Annotated in this window: 13 protein-coding genes, 1 tRNA gene and 2 pseudogenes; 11 read left to right on the forward strand and 5 right to left on the reverse strand. The window is 52.2% G+C overall.

Annotation, left to right across the window (positions count from 1 at the left end; all coding sequences use genetic code 11):
• Positions 1-6: 6 nt before the first annotated feature.
• Positions 7-309 (reverse strand): helix-turn-helix domain-containing protein, encoded by a 303-nt coding sequence (locus AC3QL2_RS20950; protein WP_481114636.1) that lies wholly within the window; start codon positions 307-309, stop codon positions 7-9.
• 264 nt (positions 310-573) lie between these two features.
• Between AC3QL2_RS20950 and AC3QL2_RS20955 the strand changes: the two genes are divergently transcribed.
• The 5 genes and pseudogenes from AC3QL2_RS20955 (at position 574) to AC3QL2_RS20975 (ending at position 4,698) form a co-directional block, all read left to right on the forward strand.
• Complete coding sequence (locus tag AC3QL2_RS20955; protein WP_493232766.1) at positions 574-1,803, forward strand: aspartate kinase; 1,230 nt, start codon at positions 574-576, stop codon at positions 1,801-1,803.
• A 45-nt stretch (positions 1,804-1,848) separates the two neighbouring features.
• Positions 1,849-1,942 (forward strand) — tRNA-Ser (locus AC3QL2_RS20960).
• Positions 1,943-2,052: 110 nt separating this feature from the next.
• Positions 2,053-2,187 (forward strand): annotated as a pseudogene (locus tag AC3QL2_RS20965) (DUF6538 domain-containing protein); the annotation flags it as partial.
• 66 nt (positions 2,188-2,253) lie between these two features.
• Positions 2,254-3,831: a site-specific integrase gene (locus AC3QL2_RS20970; RefSeq protein ID WP_493233153.1), complete on the forward strand. Its 1,578-nt coding sequence runs from the start codon at positions 2,254-2,256 to the stop codon at positions 3,829-3,831.
• A gap of 96 nt (positions 3,832-3,927) precedes the next feature.
• On the forward strand, positions 3,928-4,698 hold the full coding sequence (locus AC3QL2_RS20975) for a hypothetical protein (RefSeq protein WP_493232765.1): 771 nt from the start codon (positions 3,928-3,930) through the stop codon (positions 4,696-4,698).
• Positions 4,699-4,737: 39 nt separating this feature from the next.
• Here the strand turns inward: AC3QL2_RS20975 and AC3QL2_RS20980 are convergent, their stop codons facing one another.
• Entirely contained in the window at positions 4,738-5,355 is a 618-nt protein-coding gene (locus AC3QL2_RS20980) for a recombinase family protein (protein WP_493232764.1), read from the reverse strand.
• 349 nt (positions 5,356-5,704) lie between these two features.
• Here AC3QL2_RS20980 and AC3QL2_RS20985 point away from each other — a divergent pair, with 349 nt between their 5' ends.
• The 5 genes from AC3QL2_RS20985 (at position 5,705) to AC3QL2_RS21005 (ending at position 8,381) form a co-directional block, all read left to right on the forward strand.
• Positions 5,705-5,833: a hypothetical protein gene (locus tag AC3QL2_RS20985; protein ID WP_493232763.1), complete on the forward strand. Its 129-nt coding sequence runs from the start codon at positions 5,705-5,707 to the stop codon at positions 5,831-5,833.
• 319 nt (positions 5,834-6,152) lie between these two features.
• On the forward strand, positions 6,153-6,314 hold the full coding sequence (locus AC3QL2_RS20990) for a hypothetical protein (RefSeq protein WP_493232762.1): 162 nt from the start codon (positions 6,153-6,155) through the stop codon (positions 6,312-6,314).
• Positions 6,301-6,660 carry a hypothetical protein gene (locus AC3QL2_RS20995; protein WP_493232761.1) on the forward strand — a complete coding sequence of 120 codons (360 nt, stop codon included), beginning with the start codon at positions 6,301-6,303 and terminating at the stop codon, positions 6,658-6,660. The genes AC3QL2_RS20990 and AC3QL2_RS20995 overlap by 14 nt, the downstream gene beginning before the upstream one ends.
• A 55-nt stretch (positions 6,661-6,715) precedes the next feature.
• The gene (locus tag AC3QL2_RS21000) at positions 6,716-7,756 is read left to right on the forward strand and encodes a hypothetical protein (RefSeq protein ID WP_493236683.1); all 1,041 of its coding nucleotides are present in this window, start codon (positions 6,716-6,718) and stop codon (positions 7,754-7,756) included.
• Positions 7,757-8,231: 475 nt separating this feature from the next.
• On the forward strand, positions 8,232-8,381 hold the full coding sequence (locus AC3QL2_RS21005; protein ID WP_493232759.1) for a hypothetical protein: 150 nt from the start codon (positions 8,232-8,234) through the stop codon (positions 8,379-8,381).
• 534 nt (positions 8,382-8,915) lie between these two features.
• Here the strand turns inward: AC3QL2_RS21005 and AC3QL2_RS21010 are convergent.
• From AC3QL2_RS21010 to AC3QL2_RS21020, 3 genes and pseudogenes are all read right to left on the reverse strand, one after another.
• The gene (locus AC3QL2_RS21010; RefSeq protein ID WP_493232758.1) at positions 8,916-11,420 is read right to left on the reverse strand and encodes a TY-Chap domain-containing protein; all 2,505 of its coding nucleotides are present in this window, start codon (positions 11,418-11,420) and stop codon (positions 8,916-8,918) included.
• 820 nt (positions 11,421-12,240) lie between these two features.
• A complete protein-coding gene (locus AC3QL2_RS21015; RefSeq protein ID WP_493232757.1) occupies positions 12,241-12,549 on the reverse strand; it encodes a hypothetical protein in 309 nt (102 codons plus the stop codon).
• Between the two features lie 154 nt (positions 12,550-12,703).
• A pseudogene (locus tag AC3QL2_RS21020) lies at positions 12,704-12,853 on the reverse strand (transposase); the annotation flags it as partial.
• A 16-nt stretch (positions 12,854-12,869) separates the two neighbouring features.
• On the opposite strand from AC3QL2_RS21020, the gene AC3QL2_RS21025 reads away from it, so the two are divergent.
• The gene (locus AC3QL2_RS21025; protein WP_493232756.1) at positions 12,870-13,142 is read left to right on the forward strand and encodes an IS4 family transposase; all 273 of its coding nucleotides are present in this window, start codon (positions 12,870-12,872) and stop codon (positions 13,140-13,142) included.
• Positions 13,143-13,176: the final 34 nt, after the last annotated feature.

A 13,176-nucleotide genomic window follows, 5' to 3' on the forward strand; every position in this document is an offset into this window, starting at 1 on the left:
ACCTGCTCAGTGGGCGACGCGCTCTTTCTTCTTGGCGCGGGCTTCCTTCTTCAGCGTCTTGAACAGTTCAGGGTTGGTGGACTTCAGGTATTCCACGACTTCGACGTCATCCTTCTTGATCTTGCTGATGTCCACTTGTTCGATATGAACCAGGCGGAGCAGGGCTTGCACAGGGCGCGGAATGTTGCGGCCGCTTTCGTAGCGGGAGCCACCGCTTTGGGTAACGCCGATTTTGGACCAGAACTGGGACTGGTTCAGGCCGAGCTTCCGGCGGATTTCGCGCACATCAACTTTCTCAGTGGTCTTCATTTTTGCCATCCTCAAGGGGTTGTTCACTCTGTCAGTCTTTACAACAGACTAGCTGCTGTCTGATATAACTTTCGTTATATGTCGGAAAGTATAGATCACTACTCGCAACACATACAACGCCATATTTGCATGGACTAGGGTTTTCCACAGCAGTTTTTCGTGACGTGGCACACATCGTTACGGAAAAATCGGTGGGGCTGCACGTCGCGGCGATATCCGTTAAGATCACGGGTTTCCCATATCCTCATCTTCTTAGAAGTCAAGATGGCGCTCATAGTTCAGAAATATGGCGGCACTTCCGTCGGCAACCCCGAGCGGATCAAGAACGTGGCCAAGCGGGTCGCGAAGTTCCAAGCCCAGGGACACCAGCTGGTGATCGTCCTGTCCGCGATGAGCGGCGAGACCAATCGCCTGATTGCACTGGCCAAGGAAGTCAGCACGAATCCGAGCCCCCGCGAGCTCGACGTAGTGATCTCCACCGGCGAGCAGGTCACCATCGGCCTGCTGTGCATGGCGCTCGAAGAGCTGGGCATCAAGGCACGCAGCTACACCGGCGGCCAGGTGCGCATCCTGACCGACGACTCCCACACCAAGGCACGCATCCTCGACATCGACGGCGACAACATCCGCCGCGATCTGGATGCTGGTGCAGTCGTGGTCGTGGCGGGTTTCCAGGGTGTGGACGAAGACGGCAACATCACCACGCTCGGCCGTGGCGGTTCCGACACCACCGGCGTTGCGCTGGCCGCAGCCATCCAGGCTGACGAATGCCAGATCTACACCGACGTGGATGGCGTGTACACCACCGACCCGCGCGTCGTGCCGGAAGCCCGCAAGCTGGACACCATCACCTTCGAAGAGATGCTGGAAATGGCCAGCCTGGGTTCCAAGGTGCTGCAGATCCGCTCCGTGGAATTTGCCGGCAAGTACAAAGTGAAGCTTCGTGTTCTCTCCAGCTTCCAGGAGGAAGGTGAGGGCACCCTGATTACCGTTGAGGAAGACAAGAACATGGAACAGCCGATCATCTCCGGCATTGCTTTCAATCGCGACGAAGCCAAGATCACCGTGCAGGGCGTGCCGGACAAGCCGGGCATCGCCTACCAGATCCTCGGCCCGGTGGCGGATGCCAATGTCGATGTGGACATGATCATCCAGAATGTCGGCCATGACGGCACCACGGATTTCTCCTTCACCGTCAGCCGCGGCGATTTTGACAAGACCAACAAGATCCTCGAGCAGGTCCAGGGCCATATCGGCGCCCGCGAGATCAAGGGCGACCGCACGATGGCCAAGGTGTCAATCGTCGGCGTCGGCATGCGCTCCCACCCGGGCGTCGCGTCGCGCATGTTCCGCACGCTGGCCGAGGAGGGCATCAACCTCCAGATGATCTCCACGTCCGAGATCAAGATCTCCGTTGTCATCGACGAAAAGTACCTTGAACTGGCTGTCCGCGTGCTGCACCGCGCTTTTGGCCTCGATCAAGCGCAATCTTGATTTGACAAAGAGCTGCTGCATGTCTACAATGCGCAGCTCTTGACGGGAGAGTTGGCCGAGAGGTCGAAGGCACTCCCCTGCTAAGGGAGCATGCGAGCTAAAACTTGCATCGAGGGTTCGAATCCCTCACTCTCCGCCAAGAAACTCAGAAAAGCCCTTGATTTTCAAGGGCTTTTTTGTTTTCGTGGGTGTCTAGCGAAGCTAGCTACAAAGGGTTGCTACAAAACAGCCCCACCTGCGGAAGCGGCAATGCCGGGTCAATCTCCCTACCTCTACCGTCGCGGCGACACTTTCTTCGTACGTGTGGCGGTTCCCTCAGATCTTCGGGCCATTTTTGGAATTCGCGAGGTAATCCGGACCTTACGGACCCAAGATCGGCGTAAAGCAGCTCCGGCCGCGTTAGAGTACGCCTCCCGGATCAAGCATCTGTTTTACGAAGCCCGAAGCTGCATGGACATAGCGAAGTTGACCGCGATCAGTCGCGAGATCAAGGAGAAGATCCGTCGTGACGAGAGGGAGGACGCCCTCAGCGACGAACTGGACCGGCTGCACGGTCAGAATTTCCGCCTCAGCGAGAACAACCAACTACTTGAAGACAAGTGGCGAGTCGCCGAACAAGCATGTCTTCAGAGTGAAGAGCGGTTCCTGCGAATGCAAGAGTTGTACAGGCGGGAACTGCAGGCGGCGGGTGCGTCCTTCGAGGCGAAGCTAGAGACTGCCAAGCTTCAAGCGGCCAACGACGTGTTAACGCGTGTAGTTGGCATGGGATCTGCTGTCGTTGGTCCAGTCCTGCAAGGTCAGGCCGCGGAGGGGCGGGAACTTCAGCCTACGCTTGCACAAAAACCTGAGGTTCAGCCAGAGGTGTCGCAAGTAACTCCGGTTCTTCCTAGTTCCGAGTCAGACGTGACGTTGAGCTTTGTTGTCGACCAGTTCCTCGAGAAGTACCCGGCCGCAAAGAGTGAGATGCTTAAAAAGCACAATACTGTGCTCAAGCTCCTCAAGACCGTTGTGGGTGACAAGCCCATCAGAAACTTGAGGCAAGCGGACATCAACGGGTTCTTTGAACTGATTTGTCTGTTGCCCCCCAAGTGGAGGGATCTATGTGAGCGGCGTCAAGTGGCGCCAATGGAGCTTGTTCGGTTGCAGCAGTTCGACGAAACCATCGCGCCCAAAACATTTCACGAAACGTACATTGGATCGATCCGGCCGTTCCTGAAGGCTGCCAAACGTGACTGGCAGGATCAGGGATTCCCGTTGGGCCTGACAACTGAAGGTATCGAGTATATCGGCGACCGAGAGGAAGGCGAGAACAAACAGCGCCCCTTTGAGCGGCACGAACTGAAGCGGCTTTTCGAGGGGAAGGAGATGAAGGCGTTTGCTGCTGACCCAACCAGTGCGCATTGTTTCTGGCTTCCTCTTGTCGGCTTGTTCACCGGCGCACGCGTTAACGAGATCTGCCAGTTGAATCCGCAGTGCGATATCCGTAACGACGATCCGAAAGCGCCCGGCGTTTGGTTTTTCGAGATAACCGAGAAATCGGAGGCTGATCCGCGCATTGTCAAATCGGTTAAAACGGAAGATGCACGCAAAGTGCCCTTGCATCAGAAGCTGATCGAGCTTGGCTTCCTAGACTACGTTGCGAGGGTCAAGAGCGCCGGCCACAAGCTACTGTTTCCAAGCTGGTCGCCCAGCAAGGGGCGGGCATGTGGTGAGGCCGAGAAGTGGTTTCGGCAACTGCTCAGGGACACACAGCTGCGTGACGAGACCCCTCATCAGAACTTGGTCGGTATGCATGCGTTCCGGCACACGCTGCTGACCTGCGGGGCCGGTCAGAAGCCGCCGTTGTCACTGTTCTGCATTACAGGGCATGCGCAAGGGGAGTTGCCAATTCCGGCGACCGGCGCAGGCAAGGGATACTTGAACAAGAAAATGCTGACCTCGATAGAGGATAACGCAGCACTGCTGAACCAGCTCGACTACGGCCTGAACTTCCCTCGTCCCAAACCCTATCCGGTCGTTTCACGATGATCATGAGGCTTGTTTACGGAGCGCTGCATCGGACGGAGAACCGCGCCAGCGTGTGATCTACGGCACTTTGTCGGCGTTTCGTATGGGATACAGTTGATGCCCAAATTGGTTTCTCGTGCAAACAAAGTGAATAAAAAAGTGATCGCTGGCAAGTTGAAAACTGCTGTTGTGGTTCTTGGCGCAGCCGTACTGTCTGCGTGCGGCGGGGGCGGGGGCGGAGGTGGCGGAACTGCATCTGCTCCTGCAGTTGATCCGAATATGACTGTTCCCCTGAAGTCGGCATACGCTAACTTCATCAACAATCAGTATTCCGCGAACTTCACGGTTAGTGGCTGGTATCTCGATACGACAGGAAAGAACCAAGTCCCTGTGTCTGGTAGCGGTACTTTGAGCTGGGGGGCTCCAACCGCTAGCACCTTGAATGGCGTCACCTACCTCACCCAGACAGAGAACCTCGTTTTTTCTTTGAATGGGGGGGCAACACAAACCGCCTATACAGTAAATGTCTATAACAGCAGCGACTACTCACAGTACAAGTCAACGACTGGTGGATCAACGTCGACCTACACGTACTCTTCCTTCTCCATTCCAGCAACGGTGAAGGCCGGTGATACGGGCGTGATGGGGCGGGGTGTTGATGGCAGCAACGGTCATTCAATCGCCATTAATTATTCAGTCAAGAGTAACGACGCAACCAGCCTGCTGGTAAGCGTGACGAACTCGGAGTATGCGGTAAGCACGCTCTTGTCTGCAGATACGACTGTCTACAAGGTCAAAACAGACGGGACTGGTGGCGTCGTATCTGAGACATTCCAGCAGTACTCTTCCGGTTCTCTTAGTTCGAACCTCGTCTTCACGGTGAAGTGATGAAACAGGCCGCGCATAACAACGCTGCCTGTTACCTGATCACTCAGCAGTCGTTTCAGTCCGCTTCTTCAAGCGTGCAATTGTGGAACGGCTGCAGCCGGTAGCCTTCTCGATTGCAGCCCAAGTCATGCCAGCTTCAAGCATCTTGAGAATGCCCGCGTTCCGCTTTTCGTCTTCCTGGCGGCCTCTGTAGAGGCCTGCAGTCTTGGCCTTCTCGATACCCTGCGCTTGCCGCCTACGCCGGTCGGTGTAGTCCTTGCGGGCGATAGCGGCCAGCATGTCCAGCAGCATTCCGTTAATGGCAGTCATGATCCGGCCGGTGGTTTCGTCGGTGCTGATGCTCATCCAGCTAGTGGGCAAGTCCAATGCCACGATCCGCACACCACGCGTTCCGATCTCACGCTTGAGGGTTTCCCAGTCCTCGTCGTTCAGGCGTGACAGACGGTCAACTTGTTCGACAAGCAAAACGTCACCCTTCTGGCAATCGTTCAGGAGGCGGAACAGTTCGGGGCGCTTGAGGCTGGCGCCGGACTCGTTCTCAACATAGAAGCTGGCAATCTTCAGACCCCGTTCAGCGGCAAAGTTGATGAGCTGTTCGCGGGCACGGCTAGCGTCTTGTTCTTGAGTAGATGCGCGAAGGTAGGCACGGACAAACATCTGAAGCTCCTCCAGTTCGATATGAGTGGTTCGATTGAGTTGGTTCGATATAGGTTGTCTAACGGTTGGATATCGAACCGGTTTTGCTTGGTTCTCTTGAAGTGTACTCAAAACGAACTTTTGTGTAAGGTGTTTTGAATGTTGAAATGCGTACAAAGTTGACGTGAAAAGGACGACTATGAAAAGTCAGGTTTTTGCATTACTAGTTGCGGTGGCCAGTGCTCTTACAGGCGCTTCTTCAGCATGGGCGGATCGTGGGCGCGAACCCAAAATTGAGTATGTGGGTGGCGGCAGGTTCGTATGTCAAGGGTCGTCCGTCGCCTGCATGCAGGTAGAGCAGAACAATCGGATGGTCGAACGCGAGAACGCGCGCCGGTACGAGGAACAGCATCGCGATGTCCAGGAGCGCGAAAAGGATCTCCAGCGCCGGCTGGGTGTCACTCCGAACGACAAATACGACGCGGGGTGGCGTCGGTGAATGGTCTTTCTCGAAATATTTTCAATCTGAGACAGTAGGACTCCGGCGAGTAATTTACTTCTTTCTCGCTGTATAAGTAGTACATGGACGTGTGTCTAATGCAGTGATTGTCCGCTTACACTTTTCCTGAAATGACTGAAAAATAAGTTGTTTTTCTATTCTGTAAGGAAAAACTTTGTGTGCATTTGCTGAATTTGGAGTGTTGAACTTGAAGGTGTAAATTCTGATTTAAGTTCAGCTTTCTACGTCGGCGCTTACATTTGTTTTTTATGAGTAGATGTGATATTCATTCGTTCTTTAAGTTAAATGAGAATTTGAAATGAAAGCGAACGAGAAGATTAAGTCGATCAACCTGCGCATCAGCGAAGAAGCCCATTCTGCGCTAAAGCATCTCTGTATTTACAACTCACTCACGCAGGCCAAGATGTTGGAGAGACTGTGCTTGGAAGCTTGGAAGGAAGCCGAAAATGTCCGTAAGTGAATGCACGATGAAAGATCCGGTGATTATCGAAGCTGAACTTGCAGTGCTTCTTCGCAACGAGTTGGGGCCGATTTGGGCTTGGGTAGATTGGATCAGGGATGCCCGGAGAGGTCGGCACCCGGAATACGATCTGCCTTTTGCGTTCAAAGCTGGAGGCCGCTACTACTACCACATGAAGGACGTTGCGGGCTTTGTCTCGCAGGTGAGAGATGTGATTCCCGACGCGGAGCGGGAATCCCCGATTCTTATCGAGGAAGCTACAAAAGTAGTCGAAGGCCGGAAAGTCAGCCGAATCGGAAAATACTCGGCGATGTCAGAGAAGGCGAAGCGAAAACTGCTTCACTAAGAAAAACAAAAGCCGCTTGATCGTTGGCGCGATCAAAACGGCTAAGGTGCTTCAAGTGATTGATTATCATAACACACTCGGCGAAAAGCTGAATACCAAAGGCGTTAAATTCAAGGCCGTGATTGATTGGATCGAGTTTCAGTTCACGACGGCTAGCCCGACGCAATTTCGATTCGTTCAAGACCACTTGGTCGAGAAACTGAAGGCGAAGCCCTTCGTTGACCCGATTGACCCAGCTACAGGAGAGACGAAGAAGGGAGAAGGTCAAACAACGAACGTTTTCCGAATCAGACTGTACGACGACTGTGCCAACTCCTATCGTGAGACTCTGGAACTGTTCGAGCATTTGGAGAAGCGATATCCGCTAACCTGCGCTCCTCAGATCACTGGACTTGAGTTGTCCTTTGATGCCTATAGTCCGGATGATAAAAAGCTGCGCGAAGTTACCCGGTTCTTTATGGCGCATCTCTCTGCGCCGAATCGGGATGTTCGCAAGTACGACCCAGTCCGGAGCAAAATGCGCAGAATTGATCAATGGTGGGAAATCGATCCTACTAGTCCGGACGGAACCCTTTACGTTCTGGAGAAGAACGAGCCGGTCACGTACCGGGTTTATCTAAAGCGCACTGACTGCAAGGACGACGATCAGCAAGGGAAGGAACTTCCTCGCAAGCAATGGCGGGCTCGTGCTGAGGTCACACTTACGGGCTCCAAGCTTGAAGAGCATAACCTTCGTACGCTGGATGATTTGGCTAAAATCGATCTAACCAAGCTGGGGAAGCATCTCCGCTTTGCCAACCTCAAGAGCTTGGACGAGGTTCTGAAGGGCAAGGGTCGCTACGCGGAAGTATCCATCCGCTGTGCTTGGGACGAGCGTGCCGTGTGTTTGTCCAGAGGTTGGATGCGTCGAGATATCGGCCAGGATGGATACCGGAAGCACGCCAAGCCGGTCGATCTGAACGTATCGCGCTGGGCGGACATGGACTACCAGATCAACCGGATCGTAGACCGTAAATTCGGCAACCTGGCGAAGTCTTACCTCCACGATTTCGACCATTTTTCGCCTGTTTCGAGGAGTGGGGCGGGCGTCGCCTAGCTTGGCAGGCCGCGCCTGCACTGGAAAAGGGTAGAAACCCTGTGTTGGGGCTCCTAATAGCTATACATCTTCTTTGTACACGCAGGGGATACACTCCTCATCATTGAAGACAGCAACAAGAAGGGGAGAGGTTCGAGTCTGAAGCGCAGCGAAGGCGAAGAACCAGAACACCACCGCAGAACACCCCACCAAGCAGGCCAGAAGGCTTCTACGGCCTTCAGTCAGGTGCTACCGCCCCTTCCTCAAGCCAAGCAGCCAAATCGGCCAAGCACGCCCTACAGCATGCCAGAACAGCCTCGCAGCCCTGCTGCTCGCACGTTCTCAATGGCTGTGCTCGTCTCAGTCACCATTTACTGACAGCTTTAAACTTTGAAAAACCATCTCCAATCTTGTCGACTCTTTAGTCCGGTGAGGTATGCTTTCGCCAGTCCGGTATTCATCGGACAACCCGAAATCTAATCGCAAGGAGTATGTCTTGAAAGCATCGAACAAAACCGCAATTCACATGACGCCCATCTCCGGAGCACTGAAGGACTATTGGCTTGTAGAGTTTGACGGCGGCGAAACCCACCTCTTCGATAACGAGGATGAGGCTATCGGAGTGTTTGATTTGTCGGACGAGTAATAGCAGGACGCTAAAGGGAGCTTGTTAAGCTATCTCTCTTTAGCGCCTTGAGATAGTAAGTACTCGCTTACTGAAGTCCGGCAGAGGGGCGGTAGTCTTAGAAGTAACGCAGTTATGCGAAGACATTGAAGGATCTGACGGCGAACAATATTTAGAAAGATAATTTTCCTAAGCGAACTAACGTCTAGTCCGACGAAAACCCAAACCCCAAACGCCGGCCCCCTTACACTTTCCCCTGCAAGTGTTCCAAGCAAAGGGGGCTGCGGATTCCCCCGCCCCCTTTGGTCGAACGTACCCAAACTCCGGCGCATCAAAGACGAAGTCGCCTGTGGGGCGTATACGGGCCGTGTGCGCGATTTTCTATCATTGTTGGTGTGTGCGTATATCCAAGCGAAGAGAAACGCGCTAGCGGCCCGTATAGGCTGTTTCTGGGCCTTATGGACGTTGTTGGCTTCGCGTTCGCGATAGGGGCCCCAACTTGATAGAAGTCTCGGCTTTACCGACGTGTTGTCGCTTAGAAATGAGCTAATTTGATTAATTTCTAGGTTTGTTTACTGTGACGATGTAATAGAGATAACTCATCTTTAAGCCATATTCTGCCGCTAACGCTTTCCGCTCTTCCGGCGAGCAAGTAGGGTAGCGAGAGACAATTGATGTGATGTCCTCATTAGAAACCTTCCCCCTTTTTTTTGAAGGGTTTGTTTCTTGAGCCCGCTTTTCAGCTTTCTTCTCAAGTATTGCTATTCTTCTTGCAAAGCCACCTTTGGTCCCATCGTTAATGTTGTACTTGATGCAGTCATTGCATACGGCTATTGCCTCGTCGAGTCGTCCGGCAGATTCTAAGTGTGTAATGTATTTTGGGAATGCATCATTCCCCGTTATTTCGTTGTTCTTGGAGTATGTGCTGAACCCTCTCGTTCTTTGTTCAAATTGCTCATGGGCGAATGGAAGAAGGTCTCTTGCCCTTTTTGCCACTTCATCAATGGTTCTGAAGTGTTCAGGCTTTGTCGGTGTTGCTGATCTCAATAAGTTTCCCATCCAGAAATTCCAATAATGGAAACTTTTGATATCTTCAGTCCTTGAGGGAGTGAGAACTTTTTGAAAAATATCAATTGATGCTGAAGGTCGTCGTTGAACAGCGATTTCAATTCGTTTTAAAGCGGTGCTTTTTATATCTTTTAAATAATCTTGGTAGTGCGATAGTGCTCTGGCTTTTAATTTATTTGTGTCCGGTCGTAAGCTCTGCCTGTCGATATTTGATGATGCCCACCAATTCTTTGAGTTAGGTTGAGGGTAGAGCGCGCTGTGAATTAGCCTAACTACAGATTCGTTAAAACTCCACTCTTCGAAGAATAAATCGGATTCTTCTTTGGAGAAAGATACGGAGGGGGATCTTAAGTTTTTAAGATTAAGTGCAGATTGAAGTTTGGAGGCTGGGGATGGATCGCTTAGTAATGCTGCTACTGCATTCTCTCGTCGAGTAATTTTAGTGCCAAGTGATTTGTTAATGTCACTAAGCGTTAGATTTTCGATAATTGTTATTAAAGGTATGTCGGAGCCTACGTTAATTAGGCCGTGACGGATGCACTCAGCCAAGAGGGGAGGTGTTAGGTCTCTCTTTTCTGAAAGGACGCTCCCAAATTTTCCATTATAGTGAACAAGATAGTGCCGAAGAATATTAGGAGGGGTTTGCGAAAACTCGGGTCTAGAGAGTTCCCGCTTTGGCTTGCATCTGGTTCTAAATAGGCTCTTGAAAGAGTCGGGGAGGTTCATTGACTCGATGGCTGCACTTGCTCGAGAGTCATCGTCGTGTATACGATTTTGATCAATGCCTTTCTCTTGATCGAGTGATTCGATAAGTTCGTGATACAGCTTGCTATAGCGATCCAGCACGGATTCGATCTCAAGGCAGGACACTTCCCGGCTCATGAACGCTTCAATAAGTTGGGTTCTGAAAGACGCTTTTCTGTACTTCTCAGGGTGAAATAGATCCTGGAGTTTCTTCGCCATTTCGAAGGTGTCGCAGCATAAGGTAATGCTTACATCGGATCCAGGTGTGATGCACCAGCCATTATTGCTTGATTTCTCCGGTTCATTGGACAATGGATTAGGCCAGACGCGCTTAGGGGCCGGCTGACGAATGGCGCTTCCATCATCAAATAACCAAGTTGTGGCTTTCGGAATCTTAAATACATCAAGCAGCGTTCTCTGGGCGAGTTCGACGCATTTTTTTCCGGCTTCTTCTATAGAAGAGATGTGAACCTTTTGCCAAAAATAGACACTTTCGTCATTGATCCATCCGAGTTTACTAAGTTGCGTAAGTTGCGTTTCATTAATGGAGGACTTTGAATCGAGGGCTTCATTGCTACTGGTATCACAATAAATGCTGTCATTTCCATCAAAGGTGAAGGTGATGTCGTAGCGTTTTTCCTTGTCGCCGATTATATGAATAACGTTATAAAATTCTTCGCTTGCGTATTGGGTTGCTAGTTTATCCAGTAATTCTAGGGCTGCCTGTACAGATAACTCTAGAAGTGGAGCGGGTTCAGAAGATTGAATGGGTTTTGAGGTGGACTCCGAATCTCCGGCCAGCAATGCCCTGCTATTTTGGATCTGCCACACACTACGTTCGGGGATTTGGTAGGGGCCGAGCAAGGTCTCTCGGGCCAGTTCAGCACATTTTTTTCCTATCTGCTCAGGGGTGACTATTGGGAGCGTTACTGAAAAATTGATATGAGATGGTATGTCCTGCCAACCTAGTTGAATCATTTTCATTGTCTGATTGGCATTAAGGGCGTCTTCGTTTTTTAGTACTTCATTGCCACTCGCTTCGCAGTACATCTCTCCGTTATCGTTGATTGCAAACTGCACAAAATAATTTTTTTTCTTGTCACCTACGACTATCAAAAATTCGTCTTCGTCTTGACTTCGCACGAGGAGCTTGATCTGCTCTTCGATTAATTCCAGTGCGGCGTGCAAGGGCTGTTGTGTATTCGGTGGCTGGAGGCTAGCTTCGGTTCTGACTTGCATGATGTTCATTTTTGTTAGGGGCAGTAGCTGGACAGTGAGAAAAAGGGCCGACTGAGAGAGAAAACCTATTCCCACTTGTCCTTTGCCTTAGCTGCCGCCTTTGTTTGCCATTGCATATTACTTGGGGCATCCGCGCCACCACGCTTTAATGGCTTAATGTGATCGATGACGTAGCCCGGACAGGCACCACTCGATTCCTCCGTCGAAGGGCAGGGAGACATCTTCTTGAACTCATCCTTCGCATGCTCGCTTCTGGCGATCCGGCCATGACTATCTCTGGCAACGCCTGTCGCTGCCTTGTTAGACGTGCCGGAATAACTACTGCTCGCCGAGTACGATGGGGTGCTCTCGTATTCCGTTGTTTTGGAGGTTCGCCAGGGGAGGGAATAGGAACTTCCGCTGCTGCTCGTGTGGATCGTTGAATGCGGGCTATGGCTGAATGTGTCCGTACTGCCGGAGTGGTGCCCGCCCTTCGCGACAGCGCTGGGCACAATGATCAAAGGCAGTAGCGCCAAGCCACCGGTGATGATTGTTTTGGATAGTTTCGATTTCTTCTTTGGACTCATCTTCGGTGGAGATCTTTGGGGTCGTCAGGGCAAAGGGATCGGTTGCTGTACGTAAACTCATCAGATGTCTGGTGCGACACATGCAATTTACTGGATTCGAATGATGTGAATGTACTGTAACTGACACCCTGTGCGTGTGGATGTCCGGCATGGCAGGGTCTGATCGTGATAATCTTGCCCAAAGAGTTGCTACATAACCAACTCTCGGTCCACGAAAATATCCTTTAAAATCAAGGGTGATGTTTGCCGGCCGGAAGAGTCCCTCACTCTCCGCCAAGAACCTCAGAAAAGCCCTTGATTTTCAAGGGCTTTTTTGTTTTTGTCGTTCGATGGTGTGCCATTTGGTATGCCATGGCATGCTGGCTTTGGTTGATCACTATTGGACGGAACTGGATGAAGTCCCTGTGCTGATACCCGTTTAGGGCGCGGGCCTGTTCCGTGTAATCTGGAAGCCTGACCTCGTGAAGCTGGGGGTAGGGTGTCCCGGCACTGTCGGCACCTGCCATGCGGCTTCGTTCCGCTGACCTGATCACTCCCCAGTTTCCATGCTCAACGGCAACAAAAAAATTCATGGGTGGCTGCCTCCTGTGCTTGGAGCGAGGCATGAGCGCCGCACGCCCCCGGTTGGTTGTCGTGGGTGGCCCCAGCGGCTCGGGTAAAACGACCTTTGCCCGGCTCTATGCCCACACCCACGGCCTGTCTTACCTGGGGGCTGACGACATCGCGTTCGCGCTCAAACCGGCGGCTGGACTGAATACGATTGACGTAACCGTAGATGTAAAGCTTCAGCATCACCGCCGGGTGGTAAACAAGACGCCCTGTTGCTGCCGGATCGATGCCAGCGAATTCCAGTCTGCCCAAGTCCAGTTCGTCGAGGCGGATCAATCGCCTGATGCGTCTGGGCCGGTGCCTGCCCTATTTACCGGCCGACATGGCGGTCGAAGCCGATGAGTGGCGGGCTGCCTTCATCCTGAACAAGAAGCCCATCCCAACAGCCGTGCCCGCGCTGAACACCGTCTTACGCCTGATCGCCCAGCGTGGAGGCTTCCTGGCCCGCCGACATGATGGTGAGCCAGGCGCCAAGACAATAATCTGGCTCGGTCTTCAGCAGCTGGCTGTCTTTGTCGAAGGCATGCGCCAGGCAAGGAAAATGGATCAGGGGTGAGTTGTGTATAAGGGAATGGGTAAAACGTACATGG

It is taken from the genome of Zoogloea sp. GW822-FHT05C07, assembly GCF_058800215.1.